Raw genomic sequence first — 17,582 nt, forward strand, 5'->3', positions numbered from 1 at the left:
CGGTAGTGCGGACACCCCGGTTGCTTCTGTTTAATGGCTATATTGGCGCTTTATTCGGCTTTTCAAGCCTGCTCGTCGATTTTTGGTGCACTTTCTGCCTTCGCCACCACAACCATGGCCGGACGAACCACGCGCCCGTTCAGTAGGTAGCCTTTCTGCACAACCGCCACGACACTGTTGGGTTCGGCATCAGGCGCAGGCACCATTGACATTGCTTCATGCTGCTGCGGATCAAACGGTTCGCCAACGGGGTTCAACTGCTCAACATTGAATTTTTTGAGGCTGCCCAAGAACAGGCTCAGGGTCATTTCCACTCCCTGACGCATGGAAGCGACCAGCTCGCCCGACTCTTCATTCCCTTCGGTGCTCTCAACCGCCTTTTCCAGACTGTCGGCAACCGGCAAGAGCTCTTTTACGAACTTTTCCAAAGCAAACTTATGCGCCTTTTCAACATCCAGTTCTGCTCGACGACGCACGTTTTGCATCTCAGCCTGTGCGCGCAAAGCCTGATCCTGGTACTCCTGCAATTGAGCTTTCAGGGCATCCAACTCAGACCCTTCGCCGGCGTCAACCTGCGCTTCGGAACCCTCTTGCTCGGCAGCCTGCTGCTCGGCGTTCGCTGCCGCCTCTTCTACTTGCTCGTTGCGCTTATCGTCAGCACTCATGATCACTCCTAATACGTTTTCCAGCGCCCGAAGGCACGCGGCGAATAGAGCCCACCGATCAAAACGGCAGGAAAATATGCTTTGCGAACCGATATGGGGTTCCGGGGTTCAGATTCAACCTTTCCCGAAACGGATTCTTTCGTTTTTTTTGCAAACCAACATTTGCAAACCCCAAAATCACTGTATATATTCACAGCAACTGTATAGGCGAACAGTATTATTTTTCAGTAGCCCCATCAGGCCCAAGCAGAGGTATCGGCATGCTTACACAACTTACCGTTTCCAACTACGCCATCGCCGAACGCGTTGAGCTGCAATTCAATAAAGGCATGACAGCACTGACCGGCGAAACCGGTGCTGGTAAATCCATTGTTCTGGATGCCTTGGGCCTGGCCATGGGCGGTCGCGCCGACGCTGGTGCTGTGCGCCACGGCGCCAAGCGTGCCGATATCACCGCCAGCTTCGACATTTCCAATATCCCCGAGGCGGGTAAATGGCTCGAAAGCCACGATCTGGATGAGAAGAGCGAATGCATCCTGCGCCGTACCATTAGTAAAGACGGCCGCTCCAAAGCTTTTATCAACGGTCAGCCGTCGCCGTTGTCGCAACTGAAAGAGCTGGGCGGGTTGCTGATGGATATCCACAGCCAGCACCAGCATCAGTCTCTACTTCGCAAAGAAACTCACCGCAAACTGCTGGATGAGTTTGCCGGTGCCGAACAGCTGGCAGAACAAACGAAAGCTGCCTGGAAAAACTGGCACCAAACCCAGCAAAAACTTCGACAGCGGCAGCAGAATGCCGATGAAACCGAAGCCAAACTTCAGCTTTTGCGATATCAGGTAGAAGAACTCGACCGCCTGGCACTGGAAGACGGCGAACAAGAAGAGTTGGAGCAGGAGCAAACAAAGCTCAGCCAAGCTGATGCCATTCTGCACAGCAGCCATCAGGCGGCGCTGCTGTGCACTGAGGAAGAATCCAGTGCTGCAAACAGCCTCCGACAGGCGTTGCAGTTACTGGAACAAATGCCTGTAGAGGTGCCGGAACTCGCCGACACTCTGCAAATGCTCAACGAAGCCCAGATTCAGATTTCCGAAGCGGGCGATAATCTGCGGCGCTTTGTGGATGATTATGAAGCTGACCCGGCTCGGCTCGCCGAGGTTGAAGAGCGCTTGAGCGCGGTTTACCAGATGGCGCGCAAACACCGCATCGGGCCGGAAGAACTTCCTGAATTGCACCAACGGCTTCGTGACGAACTGGAAGAACTGGACGGCGGCGCCGGCAGCCTGGAGCAGCTCGAAGCGGAACTGGAGCAATACAAAACCGAGTTTGATGCCGTAGCAGCACAACTGTCAGCCAAGCGAGAGCAGGCAGCTGCAGAGCTGGACCAGCGAATCGCCCACGAACTGGCACAACTGAGCATGCCCTCCGTCCAGTTTGTCTCCCACTTGAACCGTGATAAAGAAGCCGAGCCAGCACCGAACGGCCTTGAGGACATTGAATTTCTGGTCAGCGCCAACCCCGGCCAACCGGCCCGACCACTGGCGAAAGTTGCGTCTGGCGGTGAATTGTCGCGGATCAGCCTCGCCATTCAGGTTGTGGTCGCGCAAACCTCAACCACACCAACATTGGTATTCGACGAAGTAGACGTTGGCATCGGCGGCGGCACCGCCGAGGTTGTCGGGCGCCTACTGAGATCCTTGGGCAGCAACGGGCAGGTGCTCTGCGTAACTCACCTGCCCCAAGTGGCAGCGCAAAGCCATCAGCATTTGTTCGTGAGCAAATTCACCGAAAAAGAAGCCACCTTCTCGCGCATAGAGGCGCTGAATGACCAAGGCCGAGTGGATGAGGTTGCCCGTATGCTGGGCGGCGTAGACATGACAGAACAGACGATCGCACACGCAAAAGAGATGGTCGTGAAAGGTCAGGCGACCCATCACTGAGCAGAGAATCCCCTCTCGATTTCGAGAGTTTTTGGGGCCCGCCTATGCCGGCCCCTTTTTTTATTGCTTTTACTTACTTGTCGTCAGATTTTATTGGCTTAACGTACAAAATCAGGCTGTGCTCAACGATTTCGTAGCCGTGCTCTGCAGCAATTTTCTTCTGACGCTCTTCAATCACTTCATCGACAAATTCGACAACTTCGCCGGTCTGAGTACACACCATGTGGTCATGGTGATCTTCACCCGCCATTTCGAACACGGCGTGGCCGCCTTCAAAATTGTGCCGGAGAATCAGCCCCGCAGTTTCGAATTGGGTCAGCACCCGGTACACGGTTGCCAATCCCACGTCGTCGCCTTGGTCTAACAGTTTTTTATAGACGTCCTCGGCACTCAAATGATGCTCTTTAGCATTCTCAAGGATATTGAAGATCTTAACTCTCGGAAGAGTTACCTTAAGACCGACTTTTCGTAATTCGGTGTTTTCAGATGACATGCTAGTATTCACTCTTTGGTGTGCCTTACGGCTTCCGGTATGATGAAGCCGCCGTTCAACGGTTAGCCCGTTTCACACCTGCTCCAGGCAGGCGAACTCAAGATAGAGGATTTCCCAAAGCGATGCAAAAGCTCACCGCTATCGTTCTTATTAGCATTATATCTCTGGCGGGATGTGTTTTCCCGGGCGTTTACAAAATCAACGTCCAACAGGGCAACATTGTCACTGACGAGGAGCTGGCAAGCTTGTCGGAAGGCATGCAACGGAGCCAAGTCCACGCGCTGCTGGGAACTCCTTTGATGCTGAACCCTGTTGATCCCTCACAGGAATACTACATCTATACGTTCCAGCGCCGAGGCGGTGACATCGAGGAGCAACGTATCGTTGTGCACTACGATGAAAACACCTACCTCCATCACGAAGCCAAGTTGCTGGAAGAAACCCCAGCGTATTAATAACTCAGGCTTTTTTCTTGGCTCGGTTTAGCCGGGCCTGCTTGGGGTCTATGATTAATGGCCGGTAAAGTTCCACCCGATCACCTTCATGCAGGGTGTGGCTAGCCGGTTTTTTTACGACCTTACCGAAAACACCCATATCGATTTCGTCAGGATTGATTTCGGGGAACACGTCGACAATGCCTGATGCCTTGACGGCTTCCAGTGCCGTTGTCCCTTCAGGCACAGCGACTTCCAGAATCTGCTGCTTATCCGGCCGCGCATAGGCCACCTCAACGCGCATCAGCAAAGCTCTCCTGTTTTATAGACCTCATCGGCACGGCGACAGAAGGCATCCACCATGGTGTTCGCCGCCTGATTAAATACCGGCCCGAAGGTCATCCGGGCCAACGACCCCGAAAACTCAAACTCTAAAGTCAAAATCACCTTACAGGCATTGGAATCCAGCGACTTAAAGTGCCAGCGGCCGGTCAGGTTCTTGAGCGGACCTTCCACTAACTTCATTTCAATGGATTCCGGCATTAATAGCTGGTTACAGGTGGTGAGCGTGTGTCGTACACCACCCTTGGCAATTTCCAGTGATGCCATAATCTCTTGGTCAGTTTGCTTATGAACCTCGGCCCCGGCGCACCAAGGTAAAAACTCAGGGTAACGCGCAATGTCATTAACCAAATGAAACATACGCTCCGATGAGTGCATGACCAGCGCTGTTTTGTCTATCTGATGAGCCATAAAACCGGAATTCCTACCTTTCAATGTTATCGCGCCAAGCTGAACGAGGCCGATCCGCTAAACACTATGATAAAGGATATCGTCTTCGCTGGGAGCCGCGGGCTCTCGATTTACCTCTTCACTCACGCTCGCTTTCGTCGAGGCTTTAACGTTCGAGCCCTCCCCCGCTTCACCCCGAGATTCCGAGTCCAAATCAGATTCGGGCTCGGCTGATTCTTCAGCAACCGAGCTTTGACCTGTAGAGCACCAAACCGCTGCACTGCCATTTTCGCACAAGTTCGCCAACGACACGGCCGTGTATTGAATACCAATCCAGGTCACGACTAACGGCAAAACGAGGCGCATCGCCCAGAGCCACGCCTTGCGGAACAGCGCAGGCGCATGGCCCAGCATGCCCGCGGAATATCGCCTGGTCAGCCCCCATCCGGCGAAGGTTGCCACCAACACAGCAACCAGGGGAATCACCACACCGCCGGCAAGCAACTCTATCCAGCGGTAGGTTGTAGCTCCCGCCAGCCGGTATTCAGACCATACGTTGAATGAAAACAAAGAGGCCAATCCGGCAAGCCAAACCGCGGCCCCGACAATAATGACCGACCAGGTTCGGGGCGCCCCGGTCCATTCCCTGAACCAGGCGACGACCGACTCCAACAACGCTATCGAGGTAGCCCACACCACCAGCATCACAGCCAAAAACACTGCAGCAATAACAACCTGACTGAACGGAACCGGGGCAAGCGTAACCGGCAAAGAAACAAACAACAGCCCAAACCCGTGTTGCCCGTCGAGACTGCCGCTGCCCGACGCCACCGAGAACATCATCACGCCAACAACAATGGCGATTAACGTGTCCATCAGGACAACCGCTAGCAACGAACGCTTTAATCGAGTATGAGCGGTACTATAGGCTCCGAAAACAGCCCAAACGCCCACGCCCAAGCCCAACGTGAAGAAAGCGTGAAAGAAGGCAGCTTGAACGCTTTCGAGCCCAAACTCTTCAGGGCGCATAACCAGAATGCTTTCAACGCCCGATGCCAACTGGCCATGTGTTGCCGCCACACCGAAGAGCCCCAGCATTAACACCAAACCGCCGGGCACGATCATCCGCAGGGAGCGCTCTACCCCACTCACCACTCCCCGAGCAGATACCCATACCACCAATAACAAGAAGAAGGCATGCCAGCCCATGAACTCCCGGTAGCGCCCCGAACTCGACACCAGTTCCGCGAGGATCCCTGTGGCCTCTGCCGCATTGGCGCCCCCAAAACTGTCGGTTGCGCCAAAGAAAATATAAGCAACCACAATCCCGCCAAACACCGCCGTAAACGAAAGCACCAGAAAGGACGCAAGAATGCTGAGCGGCCCAGCCAAACGCCACACCGGCGAGCCGCCTGCCGTTTTAACCAACCCATCCATCGCCAGCACCATACCGTGGCGAGAGTGCCGGCCAATCGCAGCCTCGGTCACCATTAGCGGGAGCGTGACCACAAGCAAACAGACCAGATACGCCAGCACAAACAGCCCTCCGCCATGAACGCTGGCGAGATACGGGAACTGCCACAGATTGGCGAGCCCCACGGTTGCGCCCACCGAGGCCCAGAAGAAGGTTGATTTTCGGGTAAATGACCCGATAGATGTCTGATACTTACTCGACATTGTGATCCCTAATGTCAAAAGGCCCGTTATTGTAGCCGACACTGTGGCCCGGGTACGAATGCCAACAGGCCATGTAAGGCCAAATCGTGACCCGTCTGGCCCTACTGGGCTACAATACCGGTTTTGCCGGCGACCCAGACACTTGGCCAGCAAATTCATTTTTCAGATTCCGAGAAGGTTTCATGAGCAAGAAAAAGCCTGGTATGCCCAGCAGCACCATCGCCCTCAACAAAAAGGCGAAACATGAATACCATATAGAGGAACGCTTCGAAGCGGGCATCGCCCTGCTCGGCTGGGAAGTCAAATCGTTACGGGCTGGCAAAGGCCAGATAACCGACGCCTATGTGTTGTTGAAAGACGGCGAAGCTTTTCTGCTCGGCGCCCACTTTCAACCGTTGACGGCCGCATCCACTCACGTGATTGCCGACCCAACCCGCACACGCAAACTGCTTCTGCACGCAAAGGAGCTGGCCAAGCTGATCGGGGAAACCAGTCAGGCAGGCCAAACATGCGTACCTCTCGCTCTGTACTGGAAAGGCAACAAGGTAAAATGTGAAATCGCTCTGGTGAAAGGCAAGAAGCTGTTCGACAAGCGCGCCACCGAGAAAGAGCGCGACTGGAACCGTCAGAAGCAACGGATCATGCGGGAAAACGCCGGCTGATCGTACAAACCGCAACAAACAAGCCTTGAAGTTATGCAAGGCGCCCACATATACTGTGGATAAGGGGACGACATGGCTTCGACGCTGGTGGCGAACCCTTGGGTGCATGTCGAGATGGCAGCGAATCTCGTTAATCCAAAGCTGCAATGCAATAGTCGCAAACGACGAAAACTACGCACTAGCAGCGTAAGCTGCTAGTCGTCCTGACCGGGTCGCCCGTAGCCCGGAAGCAACATCTCAGGACGTCATCGCTTACGGGACGCTCCGTTATCCAGAGTTCACTGGCTAACGGCTAAGATTTAAAGAACTCGCCTCCTGCACCCTGGCCTTCGGGTCGCTTGAGGTTAAATCAATAGAAGGACATAAACATGTAGATCTCAAGGCATAGTGCTGGCGGACGCGGGTTCAATTCCCGCCGTCTCCACCAAACAACCAAAAAAAGCTCCTGATTTCAGGGGCTTTTTTCGTTTTTGACTCTATAAATCCCAAGCACATCAAGAGCTCCGAAACGGAGTTCTCTTTCGTTTTAGGATCCATTTATGTCCAGCAAAACGAATCAGTCCCAGAAACTTCTGCTGTTCCGCCTGTTCGGCTCACGGTTGTTTGGCATCGGTACGCTGAAAATCCGCGAAATACTGCCCTTCCGTCGCGTGACCAAGCTGCCGCACAGCCATCATGCGGTGATTGGCACCGCGACTTTTCGAGGTTCTGCGGTGCCGGTGATTGACATGTCAGCGGCCGTTGGCTATCCGGCTCTCACCAAAGAAGAGCGGGAGAACGCATCCATCATAGTGACTGACGTCCAGCGACGGGAAATCGGCTTTTTGGTTCGCGGCGTTCAGCAAATTATCGAGACTGACTGGAAAAGCGTGATGCCGCCTCCCAAGGCGCTTGGCGCTAACGTCTTTATTACAGGACTGCTCGATACTGGTAGCAATATCATTCAGCTGCTGGACGTGGAACTTTTGTTGGCCAAGGTGTACCCAGAGTCTCTCGACACTCAAGAAGTGATGCTTTCAGAGGTGCAGAGCGAAACACTCGGTTCCCTGAATATTCTGCTGGTCGACGACTCCCAGGTCGCCCGTAAGCAACTATCCGATGTCCTCGATAGCAAAGGCATTCACTATCACGTCACCACTAACGGTAGCGACGCACTCGACATATTGCTCAAAGAGCACGGCTCGGGTCATCCCATCGAGATATTAGTCAGCGACATCGAAATGCCGGGGCTGGATGGCTATGAACTGGCGTTCAATGTACGAGATAACTCGTCCCTCAAACAGCCTTATATCATTTTGCACACCTCACTAAACAGCGAGATGAGTCTTAGCTATGCCAATCAAGTTGGAGCCAACGAAGCCCTAACCAAGTTTGATGCCGAAGAATTACTGCAAGCCATGCTGCGGGGAGCTAGCTCCTAGACCTTCCGCGCCGATACGCAATCGGCGTCATCCCGGTCCATCGGATAAAACTACGCGTGAACGCACTGTGCTCCGAATAACCCAGTACCAGTGCAATATCGACCAGCCCCAAGTTGGTTTCCCGCAAGTAGCGCTCAGCAACTTCGCGCCGTACTGCAGCAACTTCTTTCAGAAAACTGGTGCCTTCCGATGCTAATTGTCGTTGCAACGTGCGCGTAGACACCCCCATATTGGCGGCAACGGTGCCAATATCCGGCTGTTGGTCCGACAACAACCGCCCTATCCGCCGGCGCACGTCATCGACCAACGGCGATTTCAATGGCAAGCGGGCCAAGAGCGCATCGGCCTGAGCTTCCAGCATCGTCAGCATCGCGGGGTCCGAGGTTCGTAGCGGATGGCCCAAGCTGTCGGCCGCTATACGGAGTACGGTTTCTGGCTGTTCGAACCTGACCGGACAACCGAAGTACTCGGTGTAGGCGTCAATATTCGCGGGCGTGGCATTTATAAAATCCACCCTCTTCGGCACAAGGCCCGAAAACGTCAGGCGTCGGATGAAATTAACCAGCGCCGTAACGGCCGTTTCGTCCACCAACGGCCCCGGACGGCCATGGTCCGCATCCCAAACCAGCTCCATCGCCTGCTCATCCTGACGGACGATCAGCGGAGTCACGTCGTAGATCAGTCGCTGGTAGCGATGAAAGTGGGCAATGGCTTCCCCGAGGTTTTCAGAAGCCATAATCACATAGCCGAGCACCCCCGCATGGCGCGGTATGATGGTTTGCCCGAGGTGCAGCCCCAGCTGTGGATCATCCAAATGCTGCGCGGCGCACTCAAGCAACTGCCGCCAGAGCTCTATCGGTATATCTGCATTTAATAGGGAGTCCTGCGGCGGCCTCGGCACCGGCAAAAGCGCGTTGGCATCGATACCACGCTGGTCAAGATACTCATAAAGCGCAAGGGCAAAGCTGGCCGGAATGGATCGGCGGTGAACGGTCATATCATTCTCGACATCGCGGGGCTGGCGTAAAGTGTTAAAAACATGGCAGCCTGTGTCAAGCAGGCGACGGGGGAGCTTGTCATCGTTGTCATTAAAAATCCGTCGAACAATGATGACCGGTCCGGTCACGGGGAACATCGATGCTAATAATGGTAACGGGTGCCGCATGCGGCATAGGCGCATGCATCATTGAACAAGCGATTCAGAGCGGCCACAGCGTCATCGCCGCCGACATGAACGCCGAGGGGCTCGCCAAGCGCTGGGCAAACCAGAGCGCGGTGCGCTGCGAAACCCTCGACGTTAGGGACAACGATCAATGGCAGGCATTATTCCAGCGCCTTGCTTCTGATCAGGTGAAAGTAGACGTGCTGATCAATGGAGCCGGGGTGCTTCGCAGCGGCCGTACCGGCGACCTGGACAGCAAAGACATCAATCTGACGCTGGACGTGAACGTGAAAGGCGTGATTTTTGGCACCAACGCAGCTGCCGCGCACATGCTATCCAGCGGCCATCGCGGCCATATTATTAACATCGGCTCACTGGCTTCCTTGTGCGCGGTTCCGGGTAATGCGGTTTACGCCACCAGTAAATTTGCCGTGCGCGGTTTTAGCATTGCCGCGGCTGGTGACCTTCGTCGTCACGGTATTGCGGTGTCACTGGTCGGCCCAGGCCCGGTCAAAACTGCCATGCTGGAACAGCAGCGCGGCGACGATAACTCCGCACTAACCTTTGCCAGCAGCCGAGCGTTAACGCCTGAAGACGTCGCCCAAGCCGTACTCGGGCCGGTTCTGAAAAAACAACCTTTGGAATACTTCCTGCCGTGGCAAGACAAGCTGCTGGGCCGGCTTTCCAATGCGGTGCCAACCTTTTTCTTGCGCATGACGCGCCGTGCGGTGGAACGTGGCCGCAAAAACTTTGAATCCGACAACTTCCGCTGAGAACAACAAGAGATAACCGATGACACTTTTCAAACAGATCACCGACTTTGACAATTCACGCAGTGCGTACGGCCAGCAAGCCCGCGTTGAAGACACCCGCGCCGCCGCAGAGGGTTTCCGGAAGACCATGCTGGCAGGGCCGAAAGCGCGATATTTCCGATCGTTCGATCTCGTGAAAGTGCCCTACCCCGCACGGTACGGATTGCGCAACGCCTTCTCTCGGGAACGACTGGTGGAGTACGTGCATATACAGAACCGCGTTTTTGTGGTGCAGTTTGATACTGAGGAAGGCGTAAAGACCATGCTGGTGTCGCCATCCGACTACGAGCGCAACGGCGAAACGCCATTTTTCCGGCGCCTGCAGGACAACACGCCAAGTCTTTTCACCAACATGATTGTGGACCGGCAAACCACCGCGCCGGCGGTTGTTGCCAGCCTAGGCCTGAAGCCGGAAGACATCGACTACATCACCTACGACCACCTGCATACTCAGGATGTGCGCCGCTGGCTGGGCACCGATCAGGAGCAGGCGGTATTCCCGAATGCCAAGTTGCTGGTGCACTGGCGTGAGTGGGAATCTGCCCAGGATTTAAATCCGTACCAAGCAGACTGGTATTGCCCGTCAGGCATTGCCGGAGTGCCCGAAGACAAGGTCATCAAATTTGACGGCTCGATCATGCTGGGCGATGGCGTCGCGCTGGTGCACACGCCGGGGCACACCGAGGGCAATCACTCCATTGTTGTTCACACCGATGAAGGCCTGTGGGTCACCAGCGAGAACGGTGTCAGCGTGGACTCTTACGCTCCGCACCTTTCGGCCGCCAGCGGCGTAGCGAAATACGCCAAAACAATCGGAACCGAGGTCATCATCAATGGCAACACGCTCGAGAACTCCATCGACCAGTACATCTCGATGGTGCAGGAAAAGACCATCGCCGGGCCTTCTCAGCGCGACCCACGTTTCCCTAACGTATTCCCTTCTTCCGAAATGACGCCGTTTTGGGCATTTCCAGGCGCCAAGCCTGCGTTTTACGTTGGTGAAGCCCGTCACGGAAGGCTGCACAAGCCGACTTAATACGTGGGCATGTATAAAGCCATGCCCCCTGCCCGATCTGCCGTAATTACCAAGCCGGGCAAGCAAATATCCCACTAATAACTACACTTGTATGAGTTAATCGGTACCCTAATGCCGATTAACCTTCATTTTGTGCGTTTGCAGAAAGTCCTGCCATGCATTGGAATTGCTGGTTCATTTGTGGCACTGTCGCGCGCCAAGATTAAAAGATGCATTAAAAAAGGTTTATGTTATGGCTCAGGGTAACCAAAAATCAGGTGGAGACTATTCGATAGCTCAACTTGGTGACCCGGTAGTACTTACGCTCAGTGTTGGCTTTATTGCGCTGTTTGTAGGCTTTTCTTTGTTTGACCTCAAAGGCGTTGCCGACGCGATTGGTAGCGGCTTCACCTGGACCGCCAAATTCTTTGGCACCTACTTCCAGATGTTGCTATTGGCAACCTTCTTTATTGCTATTGGCTTGGCTTGCACTCCCGCCGCAAAAGCAAAAATCGGCAATCTGGACCGCCCGGAAATGAGCACCTTCCGCTGGTTGTCTATCATCATGTGCACACTGCTGGCCGGCGGCGGCGTGTTCTTCGCGGCTGGCGAGCCTGTGTACCACTTCGTCGTGACACCACCAGCATTTACAACCGAACCCGGAACCGCCGAAGCGGTGGCCGGTGCAATGGCGCAATCGTTTATGCACTGGGGCTTTTTAGCTTGGGCAGTACTCGGCACTCTAGCCGCCATTATTCTTGCCCATGCTCATTACGTGCAAGACAAACCCCTGCAGCCTCGCACTCTGCTCTATCCTGTGTTCGGTGAGCGCATCATGAGTGGCTGGGTAGGCAGTGTCATCGATGCTTGCTGCGTTATCGCCATCGTGGCCGGTACCGTTGGCCCGATCGGTTTTCTTGCCACTCAAATGAGCTTTGGCCTGAGTGAACTGTTCGGCCTGGCCGACGGGCTCGGAACAAAAATGGTGATCCTGGCTATTCTCGCCCTGATCTACGTGACCTCGGCAGTGACCGGTGTGCATCGTGGCATCCAGTTCCTGAGCCGGATGAACGTCTTTCTGGCTTTGGCCATCGCGGCCATTATTTTTGTATTCGGCCCCACTCTTTATTTGACCAATACTTACTTCCAAAGCATGGGTGAATACGTTTCCTCCTTCATGGAAATGGCGACAATGACGGCCGACACCGCCCCGGGCTGGTGGATGAAGTGGTGGACGGTGTTCTTCTTTGCCTGGTTTATCGGCTATGCACCGCTGATGGCGATCTTCGTTGCCCGCATTTCGCGCGGCCGCAGCATTCGTGAAATGATCCTTGCGGTAGCGGTTATGGCGCCGATTGCGACCACCTTGTGGTTCACACTGCTAGGCGGCTCAGGCATCTACTACCAGCTGACCGGTGTCATTGACCTCGCCGAAGCGCTCAATAACTTCCGGTTTGACGTAGCCACTCTGACCGTTGCTCAAGCGCTACCGGGCGGTGGCTTCATGGCGCTTGCCATTTTGATCCTGACGACCGTTTTCGTGGCAACCACAGGTGACTCTATGAGCTACTCCATCGCGGTTGTAAGCTCTGGCCACGATCAGCCGAAAACGTTTGTTCGTGCATTTTGGGGTGTCGCAATGGCCGCCATGGCTGGCATTTTGCTGTACATGGGTTCGGGTCAAATCGGCGTGCTGCAACAGTTTATCGTCATCACAGCAATTCCAGTGTCGTTCATTCTGCTGCCGTCACTGTGGCTTGGGCCTAAAGCCGCTTACGCCATGGCTCGTGAGCAGAAGATCATTGATTGATTACTGTGTTGCAGCCTAGCTAAGCACAGGTCCTAAGCGCCCTTGGCCAACTCTCATTGAGATTGGCCAAGGGCGCTTTTTTTATATTGCTTTACCCTGCAAGCTCTCCAGCAAAAACGTTTCCATAATTTGCGCCGCCGGGGCCAAGGTACAGTTCCTGGCTTTTACCAACCCGATCCTACGCACCACATCCGGTTCCTGTAACGGTATAAAACGCAGATTCGCGTTGTGTTCCGGAAAATCAACGAACTGCAGGGACTGTCCCGAAAAGCCTTCATCGCCATTGGTTTTGACGAAGGCGACGCCAACGATGCCGCGGATATGGTGGCCTGGATGGAAGCTCATGGGCTAGATGGAGTCACCGCGCTACCGCGCTACGTAAGGGTCTGGATTTTCTGCTCAACGAAGACAAATCCCACCCGCCCAAGCTGATCTATCAGGATGCGGATTTATGTGTGGTGGATGCCGAGAACAAAACCGTGCTCGGCCACGCCAGCCTGGCCATTGAGCTGGGGTACGCCAAGTGTCGCGCCCGAGGGCTTTCGGTCACCAAAATACGCCATTGCCACAACCGCATGCTGATTGTGGGCTATCTGTCTCGCATCGCGAGGCGAGGCATGAGCGTGACGGCGTTCTGGCGTAATTCTCACGAACCGCTGACCGAAATCATCGTGAGCTTTAAATCCGGTGAGGCCGAACCCGAGATTTGCATGTACGGGCTGCCGTCCATCCCCGACGACACCGAACCCAACAACGGCATCACGCTGGTGATGGTGAACCACGTGGACCTGCTACCCAACCTGAAACCCGATGCACCGGCCAATGATCTGATTCTGCAAAATCGCGCCGTCATGCTGGACTGGCATGAACGCTCGTTAGTTGACGGCATCGAGGTGGACTCGGAACTTTGGGATCGCCTGAAGCTACTGGCAACAAAAATGCTGGTGGAATCCTCTGAAGACTCACGCCAAGGCGCTGGCGCCGGCACCAACGACAACGACTAAGGAGCCCCTATGAACCCGTATCCGGTAAACACCAACCTGCCTGCCTCGAAATCCCCTCTCGCCTGGGCCACGGTCGGAAACGGCGTGCTGTTTACGGCGCAAATTCCCATTGATGCCAAAGGCAAAGTGGTAGACGGCGGCATTGAAGCCCAAATCACCCAGACTCTGGCCAATTTGAAACACACATTGGAAAGCGCAGGCAGCCAAGTTTCCGACCTCACACAGGTGGTGATCTACGTGACTGACCGGGAAGACCTCGCCACGGTTAACCGCGTGTACGCCGATTTCGTGTCTGAGCCCTACCCGAACCGGGCCGCGATCATTGTCTCCGGCTTCGCCCGAGAGGAAATGCTGGTCGAAATTCTTGCCTATGCGGTCGTTCCGTAGCAACCCGCCTGGTCATTATTTGCGCAACCTAAAAGCTTGTGCTTGTATAAAGACATCAGGCTTGCCGTAGGACGCTCGCGTTCGTTTGCCTGCCCGCAACGGAGCCAAAGGGCTTCGGGCATCACATTACCAATGTTCAACGGGGTTGGCTCAGCTATGGCTTACGAAACGATTGATGGTCAAAAATACGAAAAAGAACTGCTGGAACTCGCGCGCAAGCACACAACGGGAAAGGGGGAAGGCAAACTATCAAAAGACGAAGTGGCGGATCTGTTCAAGTCGGCCCAGGATGGGCAGGGCGTGACCGACACAGAAAAAGCGACGCTGGGGTATATTCGGAACAATTTCGAGTTTACCGATGCAGCCGCCAAAGATTTCGACGCGGCTTTCGGCCAGCTCTGATCTAGCAACACGGTTTGCAATCACTCAAGCCCGATGCCTCCCGGCACCGGGCTTAATAAAACGCTTCAGCCCAGCTGAAGCGTCTTCAGAGTCCGCTCACGAACGGAGTTCAGCAGCTCTTCGTTTTCCACCAATGACTGACCGTATGACGGCACCAGCGTTCTCATGCGCTCCTGCCACTCTTGGGTCTGCATTTTTTCGGGGAAACAGCGCTCCAGCACGTTCAACATCGCGTTAGCCGCCGTGGACGCGCCCGGAGATGCACCCAGCAAGGCTGCCAGAGAACCGTCTTTCGCGGCCACAATCTCCGTACCGAACTCGAGCTTGCCGCCGCCTTCTTTGGTTTGCTTGATGATCTGTACGCGCTGTCCAGCCATCTGCAAGTTCCAATCCCCTTCTTTAGCGTTCGGGAAGAAGTTGCGCAACGCCTCCACCCGGTCAGCATGCGACTGGAACACTTCGCCAATCAAATAACGGGTCAGGTCCATGTTGCTCTTGCCGACTGACAGCATCGGGCGCAAGTTTGTGGCCCGGACAGATCCGAACAAATCAAACATAGAGCCCTGCTTGAGGAAGCGCGTGGTGAAGCCCGCAAACGGCCCAAACAGCAACGCGGGCTCACCGTTGATGATACGGGTGTCTAAATGCGGCACCGACATAGGGGGCGCACCAATCGGAGCTTTGCCATACACCTTGGAATGGTGCTGGTTAACAATTTCAGGTTTCTGACATACCAGCCACTGGCCACTTACCGGGAAGCCGCCGTAACCGCGTGCTTCATCAATGCCGGACTTCTGCAACAGCGGCAAAGCACCACCACCGGCACCCAGGAAGACAAATCCGGCTTCCAATTTGGTGGTTTCGCCGGTTTTCTGGTTTTTGACACGCAGTTTCCAACGGCCGTTGTCGCGCTGATCGATGTAGTAAACCGGTGAGTTGACCATCAACTCAAAGTTAGGCTGGGCTTCCAGCCACTTGACCATGCTCCGGGTCAGAGAGCCAAAATCCACATCCGAGCCATGCTTGATGCGGGTGGCCGCCACCCTCTCCATCGGATTGCGGTTGCCCACCACCAATGGCATCCACTCTTCCAGTTCCTTCGGACTCTCGGTGTACTCCATTTCCCGGAACAGGTGATGGTCTTTCAGGCGCTCATAGCGGCGTTTCAGAAAAGCCACGTTGTCTTCGCCCCAGACAAAGCTCTGGTGCGGCGTGCGATTAATGAAGGAGGTTGGTTCAGGCAGAATGCCTTGTTCAACAAGGTAAGACCAAAGCTGCAGCGACACTTCGAACTGCGCGTTAATTTGCAACGCTCGCGCTATTTCTACGTCGCCATCGGCCGTTTCAGGAGTGTAGTTCAGTTCACAGTAACCCGCGTGGCCAGTACCCGCGTTGTTCCACCCATCGGTACTCTCGTGAGCAACGTGGTCCAGACGCTCCAGCATGACAATATCCAGAGACGGATCAAGCTGCTTGAGCATCACGCCGAGGGTTGCGCTCATGACGCCTCCACCGACCAGCACTACATCTGCCTGTCTAACGGCCATTGATTCCCACCTTAGCTAGTGTTGAGCTTGGTACCGCTCCACGATCAGCAAAGCGGCCTGTCGAAAGCTGGCACTGCGCGAGGTAAAGGGCGCAGCCTTGTGCTTCCTGTCGAAATTGCGCGCATTATCCCGTTTTTTGCCGGAATAATAAATTGCGATTGCCAACTGCATGCAAATTGGTTTGGAACATGCCAGCTGGGCTGAAGATTGCCACGAGGCGCGATTCTCTCGCCTTTTGTTAACAATATCAGCGCAACTTTAGTCTGATACAGCGTTCCTGTTAATGCGGGTCATTGCTTATATCGAAAATATCCGGCACTTCCGGGGCTGACCTGAAATACAGACTTGCTGTATCTTGTGCGCCATCCATACTTTGCCCACTGTGCGCAAAGTGTTCTGACGTTTGAATCGAGGTTTATCTATGTTGATGGCTATCGCCGCCATTATTCTGGGGCTGGTTCTGCTGGTTTGGAGTGCCGACAAATTTGTTGAAGGCGCAGCCGCCACGGCCAAACATCTAGGCATGCCGACCTTACTGATTGGCATGGTGATCATCGGCTTTGGCACCTCGGCACCTGAGCTTGCCGTTTCGGCCATGGCCGCGTCTGACGGCAATCCGGGGCTGGCGCTCGGTAACGGTTACGGCTCTAACATCACCAACATTGCCCTGATTGTGGGCCTCACCGCCCTGATTGCCCCCATAGCGGTGCACTCTCAGGTCATCCGCAAAGAGCTTCCTTTGCTGGTGGTGCTGACACTGATCGCGGGCGTTCAGTTATTGGATGGCGAGCTGTCGCGGCTGGATGGCTGGGTCTTACTGGCGGTGTTCGCAGCAGTCATGGGCTGGTCAATTTATCAGGGTTACCAAGGCAAAGAGGACCCGATTGCAGAAGGCGTTGACTCAGAGCTGGTCACCCACCCGATGCCGCTGAAAAACGCCATTATCTGGCTGGTGGTCGGGTTGATTCTACTGGTAGTGAGTTCCCGCATGCTGGTGTGGGGTGCGGTCAGTATCGCTCAGGCTTTGGGCATCAGCGATCTGGTGATCGGGCTGACCATTGTCGCCATTGGCACATCGCTGCCCGAGTTGGCTTCTGCCATAGCCGCCGTGAAAAAGAACGAACATGATCTGATCCTAGGCAACATACTGGGCTCAGGTATTTTCAACACACTGGCCGTGGTCGGGCTGGCCGCCGCTATTCAGCCGTTGTCGGTTGATCCCGAGGTACTTTATCGGGACTGGACTCTCATGCTCGGTTTAACCGTCGCCTTGCTGGTGATGGGCTTCGGCTTTACGGGGTGGCGCAAGCTGATTTCTCGGGTCGATGGTGCGCTGCTGTTAACCGCTTATGTCGCGTATACCGGTTACCTGCTTTCCACTGTGGTTGCCGCCGCCTGATCAGTATCTATGGTGAGCCT

19 protein-coding genes and 1 other RNA gene are annotated in these 17,582 nt (G+C 54.9%); 13 read left to right on the plus strand and 7 right to left on the minus strand.

Annotated elements, in window-relative coordinates:
* Positions 1-62 precede the first annotated feature (62 nt).
* Entirely contained in the window at positions 63-665 is a 603-nt protein-coding gene (gene grpE / locus MWU64_RS02170; RefSeq protein ID WP_247060271.1) for a nucleotide exchange factor GrpE, read from the minus strand.
* Positions 666-925: 260 nt separating this feature from the next.
* On the opposite strand from grpE, the gene recN reads away from it, so the two are divergent.
* Entirely contained in the window at positions 926-2,605 is a 1,680-nt protein-coding gene (recN, locus tag MWU64_RS02175) for a DNA repair protein RecN (RefSeq protein WP_247060273.1), read from the plus strand.
* A 73-nt stretch (positions 2,606-2,678) separates the two neighbouring features.
* Here recN and fur read toward each other — a convergent pair whose 3' ends face one another.
* On the minus strand, positions 2,679-3,098 hold the full coding sequence (gene fur, locus MWU64_RS02180; RefSeq protein ID WP_247060274.1) for a ferric iron uptake transcriptional regulator: 420 nt from the start codon (positions 3,096-3,098) through the stop codon (positions 2,679-2,681).
* 122 nt (positions 3,099-3,220) lie between these two features.
* Here fur and MWU64_RS02185 point away from each other — a divergent pair, with 122 nt between their 5' ends.
* Complete coding sequence (locus MWU64_RS02185) at positions 3,221-3,553, plus strand: outer membrane protein assembly factor BamE (protein ID WP_247060276.1); 333 nt, start codon at positions 3,221-3,223, stop codon at positions 3,551-3,553.
* 4 nt (positions 3,554-3,557) lie between these two features.
* Here the strand turns inward: MWU64_RS02185 and MWU64_RS02190 are convergent, their stop codons facing one another.
* The 3 genes from MWU64_RS02190 to MWU64_RS02200 are packed head-to-tail and all read right to left on the minus strand — an operon-like array spanning position 3,558 to position 5,941.
* Positions 3,558-3,836 (minus strand): RnfH family protein, encoded by a 279-nt coding sequence (locus MWU64_RS02190; protein WP_247060278.1) that lies wholly within the window; start codon positions 3,834-3,836, stop codon positions 3,558-3,560.
* Positions 3,836-4,285, minus strand: a complete 450-nt coding sequence (locus MWU64_RS02195) for a type II toxin-antitoxin system RatA family toxin (RefSeq protein ID WP_247060281.1) — start codon at positions 4,283-4,285, stop codon at positions 3,836-3,838. The genes MWU64_RS02190 and MWU64_RS02195 overlap by 1 nt, the downstream gene beginning before the upstream one ends.
* Positions 4,286-4,342: 57 nt before the next feature.
* Complete coding sequence (locus MWU64_RS02200; protein WP_247060283.1) at positions 4,343-5,941, minus strand: sodium-dependent transporter; 1,599 nt, start codon at positions 5,939-5,941, stop codon at positions 4,343-4,345.
* Positions 5,942-6,123: 182 nt separating this feature from the next.
* On the opposite strand from MWU64_RS02200, the gene smpB reads away from it, so the two are divergent.
* From smpB to MWU64_RS02215, 3 genes are all read left to right on the plus strand, one after another.
* On the plus strand, positions 6,124-6,603 hold the full coding sequence (smpB, locus tag MWU64_RS02205) for an SsrA-binding protein SmpB (protein WP_114334549.1): 480 nt from the start codon (positions 6,124-6,126) through the stop codon (positions 6,601-6,603).
* A gap of 63 nt (positions 6,604-6,666) precedes the next feature.
* Positions 6,667-7,030: a transfer-messenger RNA gene (gene ssrA / locus MWU64_RS02210) on the plus strand.
* Between the two features lie 112 nt (positions 7,031-7,142).
* A complete protein-coding gene (locus MWU64_RS02215; RefSeq protein ID WP_247060285.1) occupies positions 7,143-8,024 on the plus strand; it encodes a chemotaxis protein in 882 nt (293 codons plus the stop codon).
* Here the strand turns inward: MWU64_RS02215 and MWU64_RS02220 are convergent.
* Entirely contained in the window at positions 8,014-9,021 is a 1,008-nt protein-coding gene (locus MWU64_RS02220; RefSeq protein ID WP_247060287.1) for an AraC family transcriptional regulator, read from the minus strand. The genes MWU64_RS02215 and MWU64_RS02220 overlap by 11 nt on opposite strands.
* Positions 9,022-9,161: 140 nt before the next feature.
* Between MWU64_RS02220 and MWU64_RS02225 the strand changes: the two genes are divergently transcribed.
* The 7 genes from MWU64_RS02225 (at position 9,162) to MWU64_RS02255 (ending at position 14,616) form a co-directional block, all read left to right on the plus strand.
* Positions 9,162-9,959 carry an SDR family NAD(P)-dependent oxidoreductase gene (locus MWU64_RS02225; protein ID WP_114334553.1) on the plus strand — a complete coding sequence of 266 codons (798 nt, stop codon included), beginning with the start codon at positions 9,162-9,164 and terminating at the stop codon, positions 9,957-9,959.
* A 19-nt stretch (positions 9,960-9,978) separates the two neighbouring features.
* Entirely contained in the window at positions 9,979-11,034 is a 1,056-nt protein-coding gene (locus MWU64_RS02230) for a hypothetical protein (protein ID WP_247060289.1), read from the plus strand.
* A 232-nt stretch (positions 11,035-11,266) separates the two neighbouring features.
* The gene (locus MWU64_RS02235; RefSeq protein ID WP_247060291.1) at positions 11,267-12,823 is read left to right on the plus strand and encodes a BCCT family transporter; all 1,557 of its coding nucleotides are present in this window, start codon (positions 11,267-11,269) and stop codon (positions 12,821-12,823) included.
* Between the two features lie 228 nt (positions 12,824-13,051).
* Positions 13,052-13,255: a DUF3726 domain-containing protein gene (locus MWU64_RS02240; RefSeq protein WP_247060293.1), complete on the plus strand. Its 204-nt coding sequence runs from the start codon at positions 13,052-13,054 to the stop codon at positions 13,253-13,255.
* 26 nt (positions 13,256-13,281) lie between these two features.
* The gene (locus tag MWU64_RS02245) at positions 13,282-13,827 is read left to right on the plus strand and encodes a DUF3726 domain-containing protein (RefSeq protein WP_247060295.1); all 546 of its coding nucleotides are present in this window, start codon (positions 13,282-13,284) and stop codon (positions 13,825-13,827) included.
* 9 nt (positions 13,828-13,836) lie between these two features.
* On the plus strand, positions 13,837-14,214 hold the full coding sequence (locus tag MWU64_RS02250) for a RidA family protein (protein WP_247060297.1): 378 nt from the start codon (positions 13,837-13,839) through the stop codon (positions 14,212-14,214).
* 156 nt (positions 14,215-14,370) lie between these two features.
* Positions 14,371-14,616, plus strand: coding sequence for a hypothetical protein (locus MWU64_RS02255; RefSeq protein ID WP_114334563.1), 246 nt, complete (start codon positions 14,371-14,373; stop codon positions 14,614-14,616).
* Positions 14,617-14,681: 65 nt separating this feature from the next.
* Here the strand turns inward: MWU64_RS02255 and mqo are convergent, their stop codons facing one another.
* Positions 14,682-16,163, minus strand: coding sequence for a malate dehydrogenase (quinone) (gene mqo / locus MWU64_RS02260; RefSeq protein WP_247060299.1), 1,482 nt, complete (start codon positions 16,161-16,163; stop codon positions 14,682-14,684).
* A gap of 421 nt (positions 16,164-16,584) precedes the next feature.
* On the opposite strand from mqo, the gene MWU64_RS02265 reads away from it, so the two are divergent.
* Positions 16,585-17,562, plus strand: a complete 978-nt coding sequence (locus MWU64_RS02265) for a calcium/sodium antiporter (RefSeq protein WP_247060310.1) — start codon at positions 16,585-16,587, stop codon at positions 17,560-17,562.
* The last annotated feature ends 20 nt before the right edge of the window (positions 17,563-17,582 follow it).

Origin of the sequence: Marinobacter sp. S0848L, from assembly GCF_023016065.1 — a bacterium.
Lineage (GTDB): Bacteria > Pseudomonadota > Gammaproteobacteria > Pseudomonadales > Oleiphilaceae > Marinobacter.

Excerpts from the sequence above, each read along its gene's own strand:
- grpE (WP_247060271.1), bottom strand. The coding sequence starts at position 665 with ATGAGTGCTGACGATAAGCGCAACGAGCAAGTAGAAGAGGCGGCAGCG.
- recN (WP_247060273.1), top strand. The coding sequence starts at position 926 with ATGCTTACACAACTTACCGTTTCCAACTACGCCATCGCCGAACGCGTT.
- fur (WP_247060274.1), bottom strand. The coding sequence starts at position 3,098 with ATGTCATCTGAAAACACCGAATTACGAAAAGTCGGTCTTAAGGTAACT.
- MWU64_RS02185 (WP_247060276.1), top strand. The coding sequence starts at position 3,221 with ATGCAAAAGCTCACCGCTATCGTTCTTATTAGCATTATATCTCTGGCG.
- MWU64_RS02190 (WP_247060278.1), bottom strand. The coding sequence starts at position 3,836 with ATGCGCGTTGAGGTGGCCTATGCGCGGCCGGATAAGCAGCAGATTCTG.
- MWU64_RS02195 (WP_247060281.1), bottom strand. The coding sequence starts at position 4,285 with ATGGCTCATCAGATAGACAAAACAGCGCTGGTCATGCACTCATCGGAG.
- MWU64_RS02200 (WP_247060283.1), bottom strand. The coding sequence starts at position 5,941 with ATGTCGAGTAAGTATCAGACATCTATCGGGTCATTTACCCGAAAATCA.
- smpB (WP_114334549.1), top strand. The coding sequence starts at position 6,124 with ATGAGCAAGAAAAAGCCTGGTATGCCCAGCAGCACCATCGCCCTCAAC.
- MWU64_RS02215 (WP_247060285.1), top strand. The coding sequence starts at position 7,143 with ATGTCCAGCAAAACGAATCAGTCCCAGAAACTTCTGCTGTTCCGCCTG.
- MWU64_RS02220 (WP_247060287.1), bottom strand. The coding sequence starts at position 9,021 with ATGACCGTTCACCGCCGATCCATTCCGGCCAGCTTTGCCCTTGCGCTT.
- MWU64_RS02225 (WP_114334553.1), top strand. The coding sequence starts at position 9,162 with ATGCTAATAATGGTAACGGGTGCCGCATGCGGCATAGGCGCATGCATC.
- MWU64_RS02230 (WP_247060289.1), top strand. The coding sequence starts at position 9,979 with ATGACACTTTTCAAACAGATCACCGACTTTGACAATTCACGCAGTGCG.
- MWU64_RS02235 (WP_247060291.1), top strand. The coding sequence starts at position 11,267 with ATGGCTCAGGGTAACCAAAAATCAGGTGGAGACTATTCGATAGCTCAA.
- MWU64_RS02250 (WP_247060297.1), top strand. The coding sequence starts at position 13,837 with ATGAACCCGTATCCGGTAAACACCAACCTGCCTGCCTCGAAATCCCCT.
- MWU64_RS02255 (WP_114334563.1), top strand. The coding sequence starts at position 14,371 with ATGGCTTACGAAACGATTGATGGTCAAAAATACGAAAAAGAACTGCTG.
- mqo (WP_247060299.1), bottom strand. The coding sequence starts at position 16,163 with ATGGCCGTTAGACAGGCAGATGTAGTGCTGGTCGGTGGAGGCGTCATG.
- MWU64_RS02265 (WP_247060310.1), top strand. The coding sequence starts at position 16,585 with ATGTTGATGGCTATCGCCGCCATTATTCTGGGGCTGGTTCTGCTGGTT.